This window comes from Clostridium sp. CS1-1 (assembly GCF_056135525.1).
This window is the reverse complement of the sequence record NZ_CM148680.1, coordinates 2,194,419-2,213,121: the sequence shown is the minus strand read 5'-3', so window position 1 is coordinate 2,213,121 and position 18,703 is coordinate 2,194,419. Positions and strand designations below refer to the sequence as shown.

The following is an 18,703-nucleotide window of genomic DNA, read 5'->3' as shown; positions in this document are numbered from 1 at the left end:
GGAGTTTTAACTCCACCTGATGCTTATTAACAGAGTTCTTAGTGTCTTTGACACTTAGAACTCGTTATCCTTTAGGGGAAATCGTTATCCATGGACGTAGCCGCTCTTTACTCCCTCTTGTAGAAAAGTAGAGAGCCAAAATTTTTGATTTTGTGTGAATCACTTTCACAGAGTGCGTTGGGGTATTAGAGCGGGTAGTCATCGGATAAAGTGTATTTTATAGAAGTGGAATTTGTATAAATCTATATAAATTCCACTTTATTATTTATTCTTCAATGCTTTCCTTTACGAAAGAAATCCCCCTTACTATAAAAACTATTCCAGCAACAATAATAGAAGCAATTGCAAAAATTGCCCAAGGATATAGGGAAGAATTTATACCATAAATATTAATTAGCTTACCTCCCGCAAAATTACCTAGAGCGGTACCAATTCCCGAGATTAACCCAGCTACACTAAAGTAAGCTCCAATTAATTCTGCATGTGCAAACTTACTAGTTAGGGCATCTGTTGTTGGAAGCATTAGCATCTCCCCGATTAAAAATATGATCGCACTTAATGTGAGAAAAGCAAAGCTATTTGACAACCCAATAAGAAATATACCTCCACCGAAAAATAGTAATGAGAAAAATAATGATGTAAAAGGATTGAGTCTTCGTAGAACATATTTTGAAATAATACCTTGAGATAGTATGACAATAACACTAGTTATGGTCCAAATAGTTCCAACTATTTTACTGTTACTCAATACTGCTTCCGCTCTCAAGGGAAGTAGTAATCCTAACTGTGCATATATAGATGATATTAAGATTGATACTATAGTAAATATCATAAAAGATCTATTTTTAAATATTAATAAATAACTGTTTAATGGTATAGAAGGACATTCCGTACCGCCACAGTCTGCTGGGAGTAATAGCCAGGTTAAAAGTGCTAAAATTAAAAATATAAAAGCACCAGTAAAGAAAGTAAAGATCGCTGGTTTATTTGATAAAAATAGGATAATGACCCCTGCAAAGCATACGCCAATATTTGCCGCTATTCCTCTTAATGAAAATGCAGTAGTTTGTGTTTCTGACGATTCAGAAGCTAGTGATGCTATAGCAGCTCTAATAGCAGGCGCATATATACCACCACCAACTCCATTTACCGCAGAAAATGTAAGTAACAAGGGAAGGTTGTAACTGATTCCATATCCAAATAAAGCTATAGATTGAGTTGCAGCACCTACTACCATAGCTGTTCTATTTCCAACTCTATCAGATAAAAGGCCACCAATAGCACTGCCTGCTTGTGCAGACAGAGACCCAACTGCAATTATTAAACCAATCTGGGTAGCATTCATATTTCGCTCCGAACTTAACATGATAGGGAGTATTGGGGTAATAATATATATTCCTATATGCAGAATGAATATGGAACCAAGCAAGAGCATGATATCACGATTTAAATATATTTTTGATATTCCAAATTTCATCTTTTCTCTCCTTTTATATTTTTAGCAATATCATGTGAAATATTGTTATCTTATTTTTTATCAATAAAGTAGTATTTATGTAATTAACGCTAAGATATTTAGGAAATGCTATTCTGGCTATGAAAAAATTACAAATAAGATAGGGTAGTCGGTATCATATATAAAATTCTTAAAAATAAAAATCTGATGAAGCTTATAACTTCACCAGATTAAAATCTAAATTAATAAATTACTGAATATAATTATCTTCTCTTACGCTTTGAAAAGTAAATCGCTGCTAGAATTATTGCTAGAATGAAAAATGGTGCTCCAAAAACTAATTTTAGTGCAACAGACATAATTGCTACAACAATAATGATAGGTAGTACAACTGCTAATAAAGGAAGAGCTAGAACACTAACTGCTAATCCAACAACTGTAAAAATTAAAAGTGACATTAGAATTATAAAAGTTACCATAAAACATACCTCCAAATTTAAAGCATAATTCAATGTTATTATTGCCCACCTAACGAAGAGAAGGTGGAATCTTAAAATGTATTACACAACATTTCACTAAATAACATTGTATTTTTTAACACCTTATGAGTTATATTATACTACATATGGATAGGTAATTAAATCTTCAATATGCATCATAAAAGCTCAATTAACCTTAAAAGGGCTTGTTTAAAAAGAACTTATTCAAGTTTCGCTAAGAATCTAAAAGTTTCACAGGATTATTAGTACATGTTGTAATATATACATATTAGATTTAATAATAAGCTTTTAATTCAGCTAAAGATAAAGTTGCAGCTAAATCCTATAGAATATATAAAATTAAGCTATTGGATTTAAGTATGTATTTATAGTTAGTAACAAAGGTGATCAGCCTGGAGGAAGACAATATAAGGATATGCAGATAAAATGATATTAATGACGATATGATTATTTTAGATTCTTCTTTAGTATATCTCTAATTTCAGTAAGAAGTGCTTCTTCACTGCTTATCTCAGTTTCATCTTCTTTTTTATCCTCTTTTTTCTTAAAGGAGTTTATTGCTTTTACAAATAAAAATATTGAAAAGGAAATGATTAAAAAGTCAACAACAGATTGTATAAATTGGCCGTATCTAAGTGCAGCCTCAGCAGCACCATTTTTACCGGGACGAATTACAATCTTTAAATTAGAAAAATTTACACCTCCAAGTAAGATACCTACTGCAGGCATAAGTATATCATTTACCAAAGAGGTAACGATTTTGCCAAAGGCACCCCCAATAATAACACCGACCGCTAAGTCAACAACGTTTCCTTGTACTGCAAATTTCTTAAATTCTTGAAACATGAAGCAAACCGTCCTTTACATAGATTTATCTCTTACATACTATGATTTTTATATAAAATTATATCAGACATATGAATTGTATTATTAAATTCATTACGAATCTAATAATCACCTAACTAGCAACACTCCTTTCAGCCTACAAAATTAGGATTTGAAAATTTTCAAAAAATATACGAAATAATAAACAAACTATTGAGGATAAAGCAACTTATCTATATTATAGGGAAACTTATGAATAGTTAATAGTTTTTGAGAATTGTAAAAATAATATAAAGTTAATAATCTAAACTGGAAACCAATTCAAATCATTAACCTTATATTATTCACCTAAGATTATTTTTTATTTTGGTTAGTTGTTCCATTATACGAGACTTTTGCTCTATTGTTAATCTGTCAATATAAATAATACAGCGAAAACTCTTTCTTTTACAATTGTTCTTATATTTATACTCAAGAATAATTTTAATGCATATGGAAAAAATAACATATAATATTTATACTTTTACAAAGGGGTGTGTTGTCGTTGAAAAACCTTTTAGCAAAACTTATGAAAAGATTTATAGGGTTAGTTTTTGTAGTTATAGCACTGAATCTGATAAAAACAGGGTATAGTACAGGAATTAATGGATTAACCAGTAATCATAATAAGAAAAGCAAAACAGTTAATGCATCTAACGTAAAAAAAATTAATTGTAATGAAAAAACTTCGTTAAGTGAAGCTTATGCAGAGTTAGCAAAAGGAAAAGTACTTATTAAAATTCTATCACTGGATGCTAAAGATAATACACTTACTATTAAAATTGAAATAGAAAATAATTCTAAATATTTAGTAGGCAAGTCTTTGTATAATTTCCATTTAATAGATTCAAGCAAAAATAAAATCGAATTAAAATCTACTGATAATAATTTAGGTGACGACATTGTGCCAGGCAGTACACAAGCGTTTGTACTTGTATTTACTAATGTAGATTTATCAGCTAAGCCAATGAAACTAAAAGGTGAGTTATTTATACCAGATCCTAGAGTTAAGGATGATAAGTTTAGTTTAGATATAAATTACTAGTCTTTTCTTAAAGTATTTGATTATAATGTAATCTCAGGATTGTATGGAAATATATAAATGTGTCCGTGTTTATCAAAGCTATCATATGTTCTGTTTGATGACTGAAAATTATAATATAGATTTGATAAATGCTTAAAATTAGGTCGAGCTGCTACGTCTAATAAATATGCAGATATTTTTGCACCTGATTTTCGATTTGAATTTAATTCTTTAATAATTTTGTCACCAGTAGTTATTCCAACACCGTGTCCGTAATAGTTTCCATTACCTAAGTATATAACATTTTCTCCTTGCCATTCAGGAGTTTTGGGATTTACTTCAGGGTTTTTGAAGTACCTTCTATCACCAGGAAAGTAATCCGCTTGCTTTTTTGTATACCCAATATCACTGATATTGGAGTCTATATTATGCCAATTCATCAAATATATTCTTGGAAACACTTGATTAAATAGGCTTTCAGGATATATGTTAAGTAAAGCCTTATAATAAACAATAACCATTGCTGTAGCACATTCAGTTGCATATTTTGAGCTATTTACGAAAATATCCTTAATGGCCTCAGAGGGTTTTACACCTTTTTTTGATAAAAATCCTCCTATTTTTGTTCTTTCCCAAAATCTAGAATTACACTTAGATTTGCGAAAAATTTCAAACGAGAAGTTACTTTTATTAAGTTCTTTGGATGAATCAACTATATTTTTTCTTAAGCTTAATTCAAATTTTAATTCATTAATTGAGTTATAAGTATATATTGTTTTACTTTCATATAGTTTAATAATAACTTTACTTTCAATGCTGTTATTTGCATATTCTTTTATTGTTCTAGGATCAAATTGATTACCTGATATTTTAATCATCTCATGCCTCCTATTTCACAACTTTTTATTATTGTTAGTGATTCAATCTAAAGTCTTTAAGTCATCTCCAAATTAACTCTGGCAATATTAATTTGATCTAATACGGGGTACTTAATCCACATGCTCCAATGGTATAAGCTTTGCTTAAATAGCTTATAAGAAAATTCTGATAGCAGCATCTTTGTTTGATCATCTAAAGCATTAAATGTTAACAAAAGTTCCTGCTCTTCTTCTTGCATTAAATTTGATCTCATATTACCACTCATCATTGAAAATCTGCATAAATATTTAGAGTCCAAGCGTACAAAGCAAGGTGTAGGAGTAGAACACTGCTGAAAACTTTCACCTGTAAAGAATAAAAAAGGCTCATTTTCTCTAAGCCAGTTCATCAAAGATATATACTGTTTTTGACTATCGCTGTGTTCGCCCATATCTATTCCTGGTACGAACCCTAAAAGTTTACGGGCTAATTCTATATCTTTTGTATGTGACGAAAGTAGGCGCTCTCCGATTAAGGATATAATTTGAGGAGAATCTGATTGGAAAAAAGCCCAAACTAAATCATGAATAAGACTTTCTTTCCTATTTCTAGCAAAAATCATATTGCTTACAATTGGCAGAATCGTTATATCCATATAATTACTTATCAGAAGCCCTGAGACTATATCTAAAACTTCGTCAAACTCGTCACTTAGTCCGTCGTCATGAGAGCCTGTTTCTAGCATCCATCTTAAGGTAAGATGAATTTTTTCTTTAGAATCAGATGAAGATTTCTCATCTAATGAAGTTCTCTTTAATACTTCATCCACCATTTGTAGAGAAATTTGATTCCTTGAGCTTAAATAAGATAATAAGGTATATTCACTCAGTGTAGTTTTAAGTATAAATAGGGAAGTGAAGCACAGATTTTCATCATTAACCAAATTTAGAGCCTCTTGTCTGTCATTCTTAAGTAGTGTTAAAAAGAAGTTGTGTAATTCATTAACACCTTTTTGCAGTCTTACTTTATCTAATAAGTTTATAGAAACCAAGTTAGTTCCATACATATATATTCTCCTTTCACTTTGATAGAGATATAGAAACATTTAATTATATTTGACTAGCTATATTGGTGATTATATTAATTTTGACAGAATTATTTATAATAACATAGTATGTTAATTTATATAAAATGTTTATGATTAATGTTAATTAACTGATATATAAATAAAAATTCATGTGATATTACTGTAACAACCTGTAATTTTCTACATATAATAGAATAAAATTTAATCCTTATTGTCAATCACCCTAAATTAAAACTTAACTTAAATGAACTCAATTATCTTACTTAAGAAAATAAGGGGGTAAGGCTATGGATTTAATTTATTTGTTTTTCATTGCAGTAATTAATAGTATAGATAATATCGGTATAGGAGTTGCCTATAGTATTGCTGGAATACGAGTGAGTTTGTTAAAAAATATACTAATTTCATTTTTAGCTTTTTTAGTGTCATTTATTGCTTCATATTCTGGAGGTGTAATATCTCATTATGTAAGTGAAGATACTTCTTCAATCCTTAGCATGATACTTTTAGTATCTATGGGATTATGGATGATATATAGAGCTTATCTTGAGAAAGAAGGTAGTAATATAGAACACGTAAGAGTTCTTAAATATAAGGAAGCAATATACATCGGTATAATATTAGCACTTGATGACATAGGTAGTTCAGTTAGCTCAGGTTTAATAGGATATGAAGCGTTTTGGGTATCGGTACCTTATTTCATTGTAAGTTTTTTTATATTTTCTTTAGCGAATTATGGAACAAAGTTTTCCTCGAAGTTTGTAACCGGTAAAAAAGCCACTATTGTAGCTGGATTATTAATGATTTTAATAGGTATATTAGGTGTTTTTGAATAGAAGAATATTAAACTAATATAAGTACCCTATAAAGTTTTAGTTTTATAGGGTACTGCTTATACTAATTATTTATAAATTTAAAATTATTCTTTTCCGGAAGGGTAAGAGTCTTTTAAATCAGTATTAAAAGGTGCTAGATTTTGTACTCTACTTAAATATAACTTTATTAAATAATGTGAATAAAATTGTATTTAATCTTTTGAAAAATATTTTTTATAAATATTATTTGTGCATCCATAATCAATTAAAAGTATTTGATTATCTAATATTCCCCAAGAACTTAAACTTTTTACATCTCCATATAGTAAATCATAAGTGTCAACTATTTCTATTACGTTTTTATAAAGAGAGTCATTTTTGCTAATTCCGAGGAGCTTAAAAACATTTTTGTGCTTTTCCTCTCTTTTTTTAGCTAAAGGAATAGCTCTTCTCATAATGAGCATATCTTCTTTATACCAAACTACAGGACATAAATATCTCTTTAAATTTTCATCTATACTACTATAAATAAAACTTTCAGTCTCACATTGTCTATATCCACCATGAAATTTTGATAACTTAATAACATAATTCTTATCTATAGCATAGATGATTCTACCAGCTCCTTCTCCTAGATATTGAAAATTTTTGTTAATTTCTTTACCACTCATTAAAAAAATCTTTTCAAACATTTCAGTTTCTGAAAAATTCACTTTGGAGAAACCCCCCTTTGATAACTCTATATCTTATATAGTATTAAAGGACAGACATATTTGTCCGTCCTTCTATTTAATAATCTTACAGTTATGCCAAAGTGAGAATAATTTTCTAAAGTAACTAATGCTTGTCTGTTTTAATCTCTTCTACAATTACCTTTGCGATTGTTTTTATTTCTTCTATTCTTGCAAGATCTATCTGATCTATCACATCTATCGGATCTATCTGATCTTCTATTCTTACAAGATCTGTCTGATCTATCACATCTATCGGATCTATCTGATCTTCTATTCTTACAAGATCTATCAGATCTATCAGATCTATCAGATCTATCGGATCTATCGGATCTATCGGATTTATCAGATCTTCTATTCTTGCAACATCTATCAGATCTCTCTGACATACAATGCCTACTATTTACATCTGTGATATCTGATTGTGGTGTATATCCAAATCTACTACATCTTTTTGAATTATGATGTCTAGATCTTTTACTTGATCTATGGCATTTATCGGATCTGTCACTTTTTTCGCATCTATCAGACCTGTGTGATTTATTTCTTCTACCTGATTTATTAGTTTCTTTACATTTATCACTTCTACTTGATCTTGAATTTGATTTTTTATTAGACAATTCTTCATTACCTCCTATTACTTTAGATCAATATATTTAGCTTTTGTCAATATATAATATGCCAAATTTACTAATTTGGTGACGGTTTCCATTGCTTAAGGTGAAATCTGAACGTATAGCTAATCAATGTACAAAGATGGTATAAATATCATGTGGATATACTTTAAAATAATTGATACAATTTAAATGTAGCTTGCAATGGAAAGATAAATGAAACATTTACTTGTAAACAGGATGCAAAAGTATTTAGGTACATAGTAATTTAAAATTTCTATAATTAATCTATAATTAATAATAGGGGGTTAACAATGATTAGATACACTTGTCCATGTTGTGGATATAAAACTTTAAGTGAGAAACCATACGGTACTCATGAAATTTGTACAACTTGTTTTTGGGAAGATGATAAGGCTCAGTTTGAGAATCCTGATTATGCTGAAGGAATAAATGGAGTTTCACTTAGACAAGCCCAGAAAAATTTTACGGAATTTGGTGCATCTCAAAGAAAGCTAGTAAAGCTTGTAAGAAAACCAAATAATATCTTTTTAAGGGATGAAAATTGGAAACCTTTAGTTGAAAATTAATTTGATAAGTTAAAGTTAGCAAATTAGGTAAAACCTGACTAGAATATAGTTTCACAGCAACTCCATTAGTGTATGGAATATTTGACTATCGATATAACTGATTTGTAGTAAATCTTATTATATTGAATAAAATGTCTTGTAGATACTTGTTTATCTACAAGACATTTTTAATAGCTTCATTTTTAAAGGAATTATAAGAGACCAATGTAGGATATTCATATACATTTTTACGTCTGATCCTTAATACTAAGTATTAAGGATATTCATGTCAAATTTATGGATTCACTAGTATATAGCCTAATACTTTAGAATTAATAGCAATTTTAAAATCAAGTTAAAATACAAAGAAAACTAAAGAAAATAGACATAAATATGAGATAATGGCAAAATATAGGCTAAATCAGTCTGAAAAAAGATGTAGAATAGTTGACAAGCTCTTTAAAATAGTATAGAATTCATAAATGTACTCACGAAATAAACTAAGTGAGCATAAGAAATGCGTTTTTAAATCAACTAAATAGAGCAATAATGTTCTAAGTTGTATACTAGGATTTAGAATTCTTGAAAATGCATTATATATCGGGGTGTGGCGCAGATGGGAGCGCGCGTGGTTTGGGACCATGAGGTCGCAGGTTCAATCCCTGTCACCCCGACCACTAAAAACATTGGGATATCGCCAAGCGGTAAGGCACCAGACTTTGACTCTGGTATTCGTAGGTTCAAATCCTGCTATCCCAGCCATTTGGTTCACTAGCTCAGTCGGTAGAGCACATGACTTTTAATCATGGTGTCCGGGGTTCGATTCCCCGGTGAGCCACCAATTAATTTGCAGGTGTGGCGGAATTGGCAGACGCACTAGACTTAGGATCTAGCGCCTTAGGCATGGGGGTTCGACTCCCTTCACCTGCACCAATTAATTCTTTTTAAAACATGTTCTTAGTTTTAAGCTACTTATTAAATAAGCGGGAGTGGCTCAGTGGTAGAGCGTCACCTTGCCAAGGTGAACGTCGTGGGTTCGAATCCCATCTTCCGCTCCAATTAAATGTATTACGGAATAGCGTAACAATTTCAGTATGGTTAATGTGGTACAAAAAATATTAAATATGCGGGTGTAACTCAATGGTAGAGTGCTAGCCTTCCAAGCTAGTTACGAGGGTTCGATTCCCTTCACCCGCTCCAAATAAAAAAACTTATAGCTAAAATTAGCTATAAGTTTTTTTATTTGTCAAATGTATATAACTACTGTTTAACTACTATATTTGGAGAAGGAATAGGTAAAGAATAATATACTTTCCTGAAATGTATGTTAATCTTATCTAAAAGAATTCCATAAAGCTTTATTTCTACGTTATACGCTTTATCCTAAGGATAAAGCGTATATTTCGTTTAAATATGGGGAATAAATTCCTATATGGGGTGATATATATGCCAAATGAAAATAGTACTATTCAATGTATGATTAAACATATTGAAGATTTAATAGGGATAAAAAGTAAACTAGCAATAAAACACTTCATAATAGGAAAGAACTTTCAAATAAATGCTGCTATTGTTTATACTGGAGGATTAGTTAATACAGATATGATAGATAGAGACATTCTTTCTTCTTTAATGTTACATGTAGAGGAAGACTTATGTGGAATAGAAGATGTTGGAGACTACTTATGCAAGAAATATATTACCATTAGTAGTACTAATGTTGAACCAGATATAAACAAGGCTGTAGAAAATATAAAACGAGGGAAAACTGCAATACTAGTTGAAGGTTATTACAATTTCATAATAGTAGATACAGCCAAGGGGGCTTATCGATCTGTTACGGATCCAGAAAACGAATCATCAACAAGAGGTCCTAGAGACGGCTTTATAGAAAGCTTGGAAACAAATATAAGTTTATTAAGAAAACGTATAAAGGATAAAAGTCTCGTAATAGAAAATTTCACAGTAGGCAGGAGATCACAAACTGATTTAGTGATTATGTACATAGATGATATAGTAGATAAAAATATATTAAATAGTATACGAGAAAGAATAGAATCTTTAGATATAGATAGTGTAGAATCAAATTCTATTATTGAACAATGTTTAGAAAAGCACACTTATAGTATTTTTCCGCAGATTTTTTATACAGAACGTCCAGATAGAGTACAGGCCAATTTAATGGAAGGAAAAATTGCCATATTAACTGAAGGAAGTCCATTCGCTTTAACTTTACCTACTGTATTTGTAGAGTTCTTTCATACAGTAGAGGACTATTATAATAGAACTTTGATTTCGAGTTTTACTAGAATTGTAAGATATATAGCTGCGGCTATAATATTAACTTTTCCAGGTGTTTATATTACCATAATTAAATTTAACTCAGAGTTAATCCCAGCAACATTTATTCAATCTATAATTGAGTCAAGAAAGGGAATAGTTTTAACTCCGTTTATGTCTATGTTATCTATGAATTTAGTTATAGAATTTTTAAGAGAAGGAGGACTTAGAATTCCAGGCAAAATAGGGCAGACGATAAGCGTCGTTGGTGGTATCATTATAGGTGATGCAGCACTCAAAGCCAAAATGGTGAGTTCTACTACATTACTTGTAGTTGGACTTGTGACCGCGGCATCTTTTCTAATTCCTAACTATGAAATGGCACTTTCAATAAGGTTGTTAAACTATCCTGCTATAATACTTGCCAATTGGTTAGGAATGCTAGGAGTTGCTATATCGTCATTCTTTATAATAGCCTACCTTTGTTCTTTAGATAGTTTTGGAGTTCCTTATTTTTCATTTAGTAAAAGTGATATGAAAGATACTTTAATAAGAGCACCTATATGGAAAATGGATAAAAGGCCTATTTCTATGTCGACCAATAATCCAATAAGACAGGGAAGTTTTAAACATAAATCTAGGTGGAAGAAAAATGGCTAAGAAAAGTTATTTAACTTCTAACCAATTAACTTTGCTCTTAATCGGAAGTATGATGGGGGTAGGAATATTATCACTACCTCTTGATGTAATAAAATACGCAAAACAAAGCGGATGGATATCCTGCATATTGGGTTTAATGTATCCTTTATATTTGGTATTCATAGCTCAATACTTACATAAAAAATCTTCTAATGAAAATATTTTGATACTAAGTAATAAGTGTTTTGGAAAATTTATCGGATCAATATTAAATATTATATTTATATTTTATTTTTTATTAACATTAACAGCAGTAGCTTCAGGCATGACTAACGTACTTTTAATATATATGACTTATTTTTTAACCAGGTATAAAATAATAATAACATTATTATTAGCGCCAGCCTTTGTTGCTTATAAAGGAATAAAAACTATTGGAAGAATGAATGAAGTAATATTCTATTTAACTGTTGTAACCTTTTTTATGCCTATTCCAGCCCTGAAAGAGGGAAGCTTAATTAATATAACGCCTGTTCTTGATCCAGGTATTATAAATATAATAAAATCTGCGAAAGATACAGCAATTGCATACAGTGGTATGGAGATAATATTTTTAATGCATCCTTTTGTTCAAGATGCCAAAAAAGTCAAAAAATGTGGTATAACAAGTATAGTTGTTATTGGTGTGATTTATACATGGTTCACCTTTGTTACTATATTCTATTTAGGAATTGATATTATTCCTAAATTTTTGTGGCCAGTAGTTGTAGTAACAGAAGCTATTACCATTCCTATCATAAATAACTTTAGGTATATATTTATGAGTCTATGGACCCTAATAATGCTAAAAGTTTTATCAAGCTACTATTATGCACTTACCTTTGGCTTAAGTCAAGTAACTAAAATTGCAAATAGAAAATCTCTTGTTATACTAATCTATCCATTAGCTTTTTATTTGTCCGTCAGGTATGGAGATCCCGTTATGAGGAGAGCTTTCTTAAGTAAAGTTATACCAATATATATACTATATAACTTAATATATGTAACTTTAGTAGCCTTATTAATATCTAGAAAAAAACAGTCAATGTAATGAAGGGCCTAATCAGTAGTTTACTTCGTAGTATAAGACAATTTAAAGTGTAGATGCAGGAGGAAAAAATGGATAAAGATAAGGATAACTATTTAACTCCTAGCCAACTAACCTTTACTTTGGTTGGAATCATGATTGGTATTGGAGCATTAACTCTACCAACTGATGTTGTAAAAAGTGCCAATCAGGATGGATGGGTATCCTGTATATTGGGTTCGTTATATCCTATATATTTGATTTTATTAGCAGAATATATGTATAAGAAATTTCCTAAACAAAATATATTGATGTTAAGTAAAACTTATTACGGGAGATTTTTAGGAACTATTTTAAACTTAATATTTATAATGTTCTTTTTATTAATTCTAACAGAAGAATCATCTGGAATAACTAACGTACTTTTAATATATACAACTACATTTTTAACAAAATATAAAATAGCATTAACATTGCTAGTGCTGCCAGCCTTTGTTGCTTACAAAGGAATTAAAACTCTCGGTAGAGTATGCGAAGTAGTATTTTATTTAACAATTGGAGTATTTTTTGTTCCCATTTCAGCACTTAAACAAGGAAGTATTTTAAATATAATGCCTGTATTTGGTTCTGGCATTATAAACATAATAAAGAGCACAAAAGATACAATACTTGTTTATAGCGGTGTAGAAATTTTATTTTTATTGTACCCATTTTTAAATGATAATAAAAAATTAAAGAAGTGCGGAATAACAAGTGTGGCTATTACCGGAGGCATTTATACATGGTTTACCTTTATTTGTATATTCTATTTAGGAATTGACATCATTCCTAAATTTTTATGGCCCGTAATTACAGTAACAGAAGCTATTACTATACCTATTATTAACAGTTTCAGATATATATTCATTAGCTTATATACTATTTTAATGATTAGATGTATATCGGTCTGTTATTATGTAGTTGCCTCTGGTTTAAGTGAGATCACTAAAATTGCAAGTAGAAAATCATTTGTTATTTTAATGTATCCATTAATTTTTTATCTATCTACCATATATGGAAATCCAACTACGAGGAGAGCTTTTCTAGGGAAGATTATGCCAATTTACTTTCTGTACAATATAACATACGTTTCCATAGTAGCTTTATTAATAACCATGAAAAAAGGTGATAAATGTGAAGAAAAACTTTAACCGTAGATTTGTTTTCATAATAGTTTTTATTATAATTTTTACCTATAGTTTTATTGGTTCAAAGGGGGAGGTTGTAGAAAATCTGCAAATCCCTGTAGGCATAGGATACGATTTAGAGAAAAATACTAAGAGCGAGATAAGATATAGTATACCTATTTCTATGTATGTATTTACCCCATCTGGTGATATAAAAAGTAAAGTACTTACTGGTAAAGCTGGAAGTATAGGAGAAACTAGGGATGACCGTCAAAAAAAATCTAATAAAAGGTTTTCATTAGGATTAGAAAAATTATATGTAATAAGTGAGGCACACGCTATATTTGGTATAAATAGTATTATAGACATATTGCTTAATAATCCCCAAGCAAATGATATGAGCCCTGTAGTAGTATTCAAGGGAAAAGCTGAGGACCTATTGAACTATAAAATTGAAGGTTATGCAAATTCAGCGGAATACATTGAGGGAATGGTAAAAAACTCGAAGTATAATAACTTTTTTTCTTCAGAATTTAGTATGTTAGATTTAATTGTAAGAGTAGATTCAGAAGGAAGGAACTCAGTACTTCCTTATGTTGAACTAAGGGGTAAATCACCCCAAATCACTGGTCTTGCTATATTTAAGGGAGATAGAATGATAGGAAAGACAGATATGGAAGAAGCGAGAATTATAAACCTTTTAAAATTTAATGGTGGAAAAGGCGTAATAACCATTGGACGAGATCCCAAACACTATACTAACTATTACGCACAATCTAAAAGAAAAGTCAAATGCACTAAAGCAGATGAAAAATATAAATTTGTAATAAATCTTGAGTTGAGTGGAAGTGTAATATCTAACGAATTATATGAAAACCTTAACAAAGACCCTAAAGTGCTAAAAGAATTTACAAAAGATGTAGAAGATTCAGTGAAGAAAATGTGTACTGAATATATTAACAAAGCTAAATGTGAATATAAAACAGACATTTTAGATTTAGGGCGGACTGCCGCTGGTACGTATGGGAAACAAACCGGTACAGATTGGAACAAAGTTATATGTGATTCAATTATAGAAGTAAATGTAAAGGCCTTTGTACGGGACGAGGGAAGAGGAGAATATTAAAGTAATATTAGGCCATTTTAAAAGATTCTTTAACCTATATGGAAAAGGTGGTAAAAGTGGAAAAATACCTTAGAAAAAGAGCTGTTTTTATATTAATTTTAATTATAATTTTTATTTATAGCTTTATAGGTTCAAAGGGGGAGGTTGTAGAAAATTATGATATCCCCATTGGAATTGGCTTTGATCTAATAGGTAAGGAGACTTACAATATTAGTATGTCTTCATATGAATTTGGCTCCTCTGAAAATACCACAAGTAAAGTAGTGAGTGGTGAAGCCAATACCATAGGAGCTACCAGAGAAAATCGACAGACAAAATCTAATAAAAAACTTTTATTCGGGGTTGAAAGAATATATATAATAAGTGAAACATTTGCTCGAAATGGTATTCGTAATATTATAGATATACTGCTTAATAATCCTCAAATTAATGATAGAAGCCCTTCGATAGTATTTAATGGAAAAGCAGAAGACTTATTAAATTATAAAATTGAAGGTTATGCAAATTCTGCAGAATACATTGAAGGAATGATAAAAAATTCAACATATTACAATTTTTTTTCTATGCAGTTTAGTATAATGGATTTAATCGTTAGGGTTGATGCGGAAGGAAGAAACTCTGTTCTTCCTTACATTGAACTAAAGGAAGAGGGACCTGAAATCACCGGTCTAGCAATATTTAAAGGGGATAATATGATAGCAAAGACCAATATACAAGAAGCGAGAATAATTAATCTTTTAAAGTTTAATGGAGGAAAAGGAGTAGTAACTATACAAAAAGATCCAAGGCATTATATCAATTACTATGCACAATCTAAAAGAAAAATTAAATGCTATAGATCTGGTGATAGATACAGATTTGTGATTAATTTAGAATTAAACGGAAGTATAGCATCTAATGAATTATATGAAAATCTCGATAAAGATCCTAAAGTGCTAAAAAAGTTTATACAAGATATGGAAGAAGATATGAAAAAGTCTTGTACTAAATGTATAAATAAGTATAAATATGAATATAAAACAGATATCTTAGGCTTAGGAAGAATAGCAGCAGCCAAGTATGGAAGAAAGACTGGTGTAGATTGGAATAAAATTATAAGTGAATCTGATATAGATGTAAATGTAAAAGTCAACGTAAATGATGAAGGAAGAGGATCCTATTAAAGCAGGTTAGTTTTTAATCTCTAAAATAATATTTGTAGACATAACTATTTAAAGGGAATTGATAAACTTAATCTGCTTTAATTTTCATTTTAAGTTAAAATCAAATAGATTTAGACTTAAAGAACATAAATATGTGTAAAAATATTAAAATGCGGCGAAAAAACTAGAAAATAATACGTAATATGATTCTATTTGCATATTATGCTATAAAACGAGCTGAAAATTATATAATAATAGTTGACAAGCTATCAAAAATAGTATAAAATTCATAATTGTGTTCACAAGATAACTGAAGTGAGTACAGAAAATGCGTCTTTAGCTCAGTTGGATAGAGCAACGCCCTTCTAAGGCGTGTGCCAGGGGTTCGAATCCCTTAAGACGCACCAAGTATCGGGGTGTGGCGCAGATGGGAGCGCGCGTGGTTTGGGACCATGAGGTCGCAGGTTCAATCCCTGTCACCCCGACCACTAAAAACATTGGGATATCGCCAAGCGGTAAGGCACCAGACTTTGACTCTGGTATTCGTAGGTTCAAATCCTGCTATCCCAGCCATTTGGTTCACTAGCTCAGTCGGTAGAGCACATGACTTTTAATCATGGTGTCCGGGGTTCGATTCCCCGGTGAGCCACCAAAATTAAAGATTGATATTCTTAATCTTTAGATATTCTATAGTTGGTAATTAAATGTTTGCTATAGAAAATTATATTCATAATAATATTTCAGCTTGTTATTTTACTTGAAATATTATATAATATTAATATGAGCAGGTGTGGCGGAATTGGCAGACGCACTAGACTTAGGATCTAGCGCCTTAGGCATGGGGGTTCGACTCCCTTCACCTGCACCAATTAGTTCTTTTTAAAATATATCCTTAGTTTTAAATTACTTATTAAATAAGCGGGAGTGGCTCAGTGGTAGAGCGTCACCTTGCCAAGGTGAACGTCGTGGGTTCGAATCCCATCTTCCGCTCCAATTAAATGTAATATAGAATAGCTTAACATTTGTAGTATTGTTAATATAGCACAAGAAATATTAAATATGCGGGTGTAACTCAATGGTAGAGTGCTAGCCTTCCAAGCTAGTTACGAGGGTTCGATTCCCTTCACCCGCTCCAAAGAAAAAATGATAGTAAATAAACTATCATTTTTTTATTTATATAAAAATATTGCTCTAAAAGAAAATAAGTTTAAGTTACTTTGATTTTAAGTGTTTAGTTTATATTTTAAACTTTTTATCCTAACTTATAAATTGTTTTCTAATTATATATGCTATTAGTTTTTAAAAATATAGCTTATAATTTTAACCACTTCATAAGCTATACCCGATGCTATCAAGGGTCCTACAGGTGCCCCTCCTAGAAGAGCAATTCCTACTATAGAACCTATAATAACGCCAGACATTACATCAACACTACCTTTTAAAAAACCTATGCCCTTGGCAGCAAGTACAGCAACAAATATTCCCGATAGAAGAGAAACTATTCCATTAACATTTAATAGATTCTTCATATCCCTAATAATTGAGTCCCCAGATTTAACTATTGGAACAAGCATCCACATCATCAGAAATATCATACCAATATCTAAAAAGTATTTTTCGATAAAAACTAAAGGTTTCTCGTCACTACTAAAAGATAATAGTAGAACGATAATAGCAGCTATAGACATGTTTTTGTTTTTAGCAAAAAAGGACAGCACCGCTAAAAGAATTAAAATTATTTTTAATAACATAAACTCACCTTAAATAATTATTTATACTAATTATACTATTTAAGAGAATGTATTTTGTTTACAAGATATAAATTCAACATCTTGAAACTTAATATAAATTAAGAGAAAATATATTATAGAGAATAATGAAGGGATAGGTAATAAAATGGGGAATAAAAAGTATATAGAAGACTTTATAGTGTTATTACAGAAAAATAATAAAAATGAATTTGAATCTGAGGAAGAATATTTTTTTGCACTGGGACAGGTATTGATGAATACATTTGACAAATTAGGTGGAGCTGATAAGTATAGAAAAGAATTCAATCATCTTACTAATCCATATTTGCCAACTGATATATGTAATTTAAAGAAAAGAATTTTAAACTTTTTAAAGAAGGCTCCTAAACTAATAAATTTTGAAGAAGGCAGTTATTTTGAAAAGGTATATGTTCTGCTATTTCTGTTTTCTAATGATTACACTGAAAAATATATAAATAAGATTCTTTGTGAAGAGGCATTTTATGATGGTCTTTATAGTATTAATTTCATAGAAAGTCAAGAACTCAAGTTACAAAATTTAAATAAAATATGATTATAATCACAGAAAATATGTATAGAAAATACTATAATTAAAAAAGATAAAATAAAATATTAAATTATCAGGAGGATATACATATGAGTTCATTTGCAGCACAAGTAGATGTAAGAAAATACCAACCAAAAGATAAACATAACATGGTTTTCTCGACAATCGACAGTCTAAAAACTGGAGAGAAGATGGAATTAATTAATGATCATGATCCAAAACCTTTATATTACCAACTTATGGTTGAGTATAAAGATCAATTTGATTGGGAATATTTAGAGGAAGGCCCTGATGTTTGGCGTGTAGCGATAACTAAAAAATAATTTAAAAGAAGGATGAGTACAGTGTAATGTGCTTATCCTTCTTTTTGTGCTAGTAGAAATATTGCTGCAGTGATTGTAAAATACACTCAGCCTATGCTAGCAAAATAGTACAATACGCCTATCA

The 18,703-nt window shown here is 30.3% G+C and carries 19 protein-coding genes and 13 tRNA genes; 23 read left to right on the top strand and 9 right to left on the bottom strand.

Translation table 11 applies throughout. The annotated features are described in order from the left end of the window. Positions 1-265: 265 nt before the first annotated feature. From AC0N0V_RS10425 to mscL, 3 genes are all read right to left on the bottom strand, one after another. Complete coding sequence (locus tag AC0N0V_RS10425) at positions 266-1,477, bottom strand: MFS transporter (RefSeq protein WP_474463940.1); 1,212 nt, start codon at positions 1,475-1,477, stop codon at positions 266-268. Positions 1,478-1,719: 242 nt separating this feature from the next. Further along, positions 1,720-1,935: a hypothetical protein gene (locus AC0N0V_RS10420; protein ID WP_474463938.1), complete on the bottom strand. Its 216-nt coding sequence runs from the start codon at positions 1,933-1,935 to the stop codon at positions 1,720-1,722. Positions 1,936-2,403: 468 nt separating this feature from the next. Continuing rightward, complete coding sequence (gene mscL / locus AC0N0V_RS10415) at positions 2,404-2,802, bottom strand: large-conductance mechanosensitive channel protein MscL (protein WP_474463937.1); 399 nt, start codon at positions 2,800-2,802, stop codon at positions 2,404-2,406. 523 nt (positions 2,803-3,325) lie between these two features. Here mscL and AC0N0V_RS10410 point away from each other — a divergent pair. Next, entirely contained in the window at positions 3,326-3,865 is a 540-nt protein-coding gene (locus AC0N0V_RS10410; protein ID WP_474463935.1) for a hypothetical protein, read from the top strand. A 20-nt stretch (positions 3,866-3,885) separates the two neighbouring features. Here the strand turns inward: AC0N0V_RS10410 and AC0N0V_RS10405 are convergent, their stop codons facing one another. Then, positions 3,886-4,722: a protein-glutamine gamma-glutamyltransferase gene (locus tag AC0N0V_RS10405; protein WP_474463932.1), complete on the bottom strand. Its 837-nt coding sequence runs from the start codon at positions 4,720-4,722 to the stop codon at positions 3,886-3,888. A gap of 56 nt (positions 4,723-4,778) precedes the next feature. After that, the gene (locus tag AC0N0V_RS10400) at positions 4,779-5,768 is read right to left on the bottom strand and encodes a hypothetical protein (protein WP_474463931.1); all 990 of its coding nucleotides are present in this window, start codon (positions 5,766-5,768) and stop codon (positions 4,779-4,781) included. A 308-nt stretch (positions 5,769-6,076) separates the two neighbouring features. On the opposite strand from AC0N0V_RS10400, the gene AC0N0V_RS10395 reads away from it, so the two are divergent. Further along, positions 6,077-6,625, top strand: a complete 549-nt coding sequence (locus AC0N0V_RS10395; protein WP_474463928.1) for a manganese efflux pump MntP — start codon at positions 6,077-6,079, stop codon at positions 6,623-6,625. A 191-nt stretch (positions 6,626-6,816) separates the two neighbouring features. Here AC0N0V_RS10395 and AC0N0V_RS10390 read toward each other — a convergent pair whose 3' ends face one another. From AC0N0V_RS10390 to AC0N0V_RS10380, 3 genes are all read right to left on the bottom strand, one after another. Continuing rightward, positions 6,817-7,317: a hypothetical protein gene (locus tag AC0N0V_RS10390; RefSeq protein ID WP_474463927.1), complete on the bottom strand. Its 501-nt coding sequence runs from the start codon at positions 7,315-7,317 to the stop codon at positions 6,817-6,819. 124 nt (positions 7,318-7,441) lie between these two features. After that, complete coding sequence (locus AC0N0V_RS10385; protein WP_474463926.1) at positions 7,442-7,585, bottom strand: hypothetical protein; 144 nt, start codon at positions 7,583-7,585, stop codon at positions 7,442-7,444. Positions 7,586-7,738: 153 nt separating this feature from the next. Further along, positions 7,739-7,963 (bottom strand): hypothetical protein, encoded by a 225-nt coding sequence (locus tag AC0N0V_RS10380; RefSeq protein ID WP_474463925.1) that lies wholly within the window; start codon positions 7,961-7,963, stop codon positions 7,739-7,741. A 300-nt stretch (positions 7,964-8,263) separates the two neighbouring features. Here AC0N0V_RS10380 and AC0N0V_RS10375 point away from each other — a divergent pair, with 300 nt between their 5' ends. The 19 genes from AC0N0V_RS10375 (at position 8,264) to AC0N0V_RS10285 (ending at position 17,072) form a co-directional block, all read left to right on the top strand. After that, a complete protein-coding gene (locus tag AC0N0V_RS10375; RefSeq protein ID WP_474463924.1) occupies positions 8,264-8,539 on the top strand; it encodes a CPCC family cysteine-rich protein in 276 nt (91 codons plus the stop codon). 580 nt (positions 8,540-9,119) lie between these two features. Then, positions 9,120-9,195, top strand: a tRNA-Pro gene (locus AC0N0V_RS10370). A 10-nt stretch (positions 9,196-9,205) separates the two neighbouring features. Next, positions 9,206-9,280 (top strand) — tRNA-Gln (locus AC0N0V_RS10365). A 3-nt stretch (positions 9,281-9,283) separates the two neighbouring features. Beyond that, a tRNA-Lys gene (locus AC0N0V_RS10360) sits at positions 9,284-9,359 on the top strand. A gap of 8 nt (positions 9,360-9,367) precedes the next feature. After that, positions 9,368-9,451: transfer RNA gene (locus AC0N0V_RS10355), tRNA-Leu, on the top strand. Positions 9,452-9,501: 50 nt separating this feature from the next. Beyond that, positions 9,502-9,576, top strand: a tRNA-Gly gene (locus AC0N0V_RS10350). A 68-nt stretch (positions 9,577-9,644) separates the two neighbouring features. Continuing rightward, a tRNA-Gly gene (locus AC0N0V_RS10345) sits at positions 9,645-9,718 on the top strand. Positions 9,719-9,964: 246 nt separating this feature from the next. After that, positions 9,965-11,458, top strand: a complete 1,494-nt coding sequence (locus AC0N0V_RS10340; protein ID WP_474463923.1) for a spore germination protein — start codon at positions 9,965-9,967, stop codon at positions 11,456-11,458. After that, a complete protein-coding gene (locus tag AC0N0V_RS10335; RefSeq protein WP_474463922.1) occupies positions 11,451-12,527 on the top strand; it encodes a GerAB/ArcD/ProY family transporter in 1,077 nt (358 codons plus the stop codon). The genes AC0N0V_RS10340 and AC0N0V_RS10335 overlap by 8 nt, the downstream gene beginning before the upstream one ends. A gap of 68 nt (positions 12,528-12,595) precedes the next feature. Next, on the top strand, positions 12,596-13,693 hold the full coding sequence (locus AC0N0V_RS10330) for a GerAB/ArcD/ProY family transporter (RefSeq protein WP_474463921.1): 1,098 nt from the start codon (positions 12,596-12,598) through the stop codon (positions 13,691-13,693). Beyond that, complete coding sequence (locus tag AC0N0V_RS10325; RefSeq protein WP_474463920.1) at positions 13,677-14,795, top strand: Ger(x)C family spore germination protein; 1,119 nt, start codon at positions 13,677-13,679, stop codon at positions 14,793-14,795. The genes AC0N0V_RS10330 and AC0N0V_RS10325 overlap by 17 nt, the downstream gene beginning before the upstream one ends. A 56-nt stretch (positions 14,796-14,851) precedes the next feature. Next, complete coding sequence (locus AC0N0V_RS10320) at positions 14,852-15,958, top strand: Ger(x)C family spore germination protein (RefSeq protein WP_474463918.1); 1,107 nt, start codon at positions 14,852-14,854, stop codon at positions 15,956-15,958. 309 nt (positions 15,959-16,267) lie between these two features. Further along, a tRNA-Arg gene (locus tag AC0N0V_RS10315) sits at positions 16,268-16,344 on the top strand. Between the two features lie 5 nt (positions 16,345-16,349). Further along, a tRNA-Pro gene (locus AC0N0V_RS10310) sits at positions 16,350-16,425 on the top strand. Between the two features lie 10 nt (positions 16,426-16,435). Beyond that, positions 16,436-16,510 (top strand) — tRNA-Gln (locus AC0N0V_RS10305). A 3-nt stretch (positions 16,511-16,513) separates the two neighbouring features. Further along, positions 16,514-16,589: transfer RNA gene (locus tag AC0N0V_RS10300), tRNA-Lys, on the top strand. 132 nt (positions 16,590-16,721) lie between these two features. Further along, positions 16,722-16,805, top strand: a tRNA-Leu gene (locus AC0N0V_RS10295). A gap of 50 nt (positions 16,806-16,855) precedes the next feature. Continuing rightward, positions 16,856-16,930: transfer RNA gene (locus AC0N0V_RS10290), tRNA-Gly, on the top strand. Between the two features lie 68 nt (positions 16,931-16,998). Next, a tRNA-Gly gene (locus tag AC0N0V_RS10285) sits at positions 16,999-17,072 on the top strand. Between the two features lie 157 nt (positions 17,073-17,229). Here the strand turns inward: AC0N0V_RS10285 and AC0N0V_RS10280 are convergent. Then, positions 17,230-17,688 (bottom strand): DUF441 domain-containing protein, encoded by a 459-nt coding sequence (locus AC0N0V_RS10280; RefSeq protein WP_474463915.1) that lies wholly within the window; start codon positions 17,686-17,688, stop codon positions 17,230-17,232. Between the two features lie 145 nt (positions 17,689-17,833). On the opposite strand from AC0N0V_RS10280, the gene AC0N0V_RS10275 reads away from it, so the two are divergent. Both AC0N0V_RS10275 and AC0N0V_RS10270 read left to right on the top strand, forming a co-directional pair. Continuing rightward, positions 17,834-18,262 (top strand): hypothetical protein, encoded by a 429-nt coding sequence (locus AC0N0V_RS10275; RefSeq protein ID WP_474463913.1) that lies wholly within the window; start codon positions 17,834-17,836, stop codon positions 18,260-18,262. 83 nt (positions 18,263-18,345) lie between these two features. Further along, positions 18,346-18,579 (top strand): DUF2249 domain-containing protein, encoded by a 234-nt coding sequence (locus AC0N0V_RS10270; RefSeq protein WP_474463912.1) that lies wholly within the window; start codon positions 18,346-18,348, stop codon positions 18,577-18,579. Positions 18,580-18,703: the final 124 nt, after the last annotated feature.

Excerpts from the sequence above, each read along its gene's own strand:
- AC0N0V_RS10425 (WP_474463940.1), bottom strand. The coding sequence starts at position 1,477 with ATGAAATTTGGAATATCAAAAATATATTTAAATCGTGATATCATGCTC.
- AC0N0V_RS10420 (WP_474463938.1), bottom strand. The coding sequence starts at position 1,935 with ATGGTAACTTTTATAATTCTAATGTCACTTTTAATTTTTACAGTTGTT.
- mscL (WP_474463937.1), bottom strand. The coding sequence starts at position 2,802 with ATGTTTCAAGAATTTAAGAAATTTGCAGTACAAGGAAACGTTGTTGAC.
- AC0N0V_RS10405 (WP_474463932.1), bottom strand. The coding sequence starts at position 4,722 with ATGATTAAAATATCAGGTAATCAATTTGATCCTAGAACAATAAAAGAA.
- AC0N0V_RS10400 (WP_474463931.1), bottom strand. The coding sequence starts at position 5,768 with ATGTATGGAACTAACTTGGTTTCTATAAACTTATTAGATAAAGTAAGA.
- AC0N0V_RS10395 (WP_474463928.1), top strand. The coding sequence starts at position 6,077 with ATGGATTTAATTTATTTGTTTTTCATTGCAGTAATTAATAGTATAGAT.
- AC0N0V_RS10380 (WP_474463925.1), bottom strand. The coding sequence starts at position 7,963 with ATGAAGAATTGTCTAATAAAAAATCAAATTCAAGATCAAGTAGAAGTG.
- AC0N0V_RS10375 (WP_474463924.1), top strand. The coding sequence starts at position 8,264 with ATGATTAGATACACTTGTCCATGTTGTGGATATAAAACTTTAAGTGAG.
- AC0N0V_RS10340 (WP_474463923.1), top strand. The coding sequence starts at position 9,965 with ATGCCAAATGAAAATAGTACTATTCAATGTATGATTAAACATATTGAA.
- AC0N0V_RS10335 (WP_474463922.1), top strand. The coding sequence starts at position 11,451 with ATGGCTAAGAAAAGTTATTTAACTTCTAACCAATTAACTTTGCTCTTA.
- AC0N0V_RS10330 (WP_474463921.1), top strand. The coding sequence starts at position 12,596 with ATGGATAAAGATAAGGATAACTATTTAACTCCTAGCCAACTAACCTTT.
- AC0N0V_RS10280 (WP_474463915.1), bottom strand. The coding sequence starts at position 17,688 with ATGTTATTAAAAATAATTTTAATTCTTTTAGCGGTGCTGTCCTTTTTT.
- AC0N0V_RS10275 (WP_474463913.1), top strand. The coding sequence starts at position 17,834 with ATGGGGAATAAAAAGTATATAGAAGACTTTATAGTGTTATTACAGAAA.
- AC0N0V_RS10270 (WP_474463912.1), top strand. The coding sequence starts at position 18,346 with ATGAGTTCATTTGCAGCACAAGTAGATGTAAGAAAATACCAACCAAAA.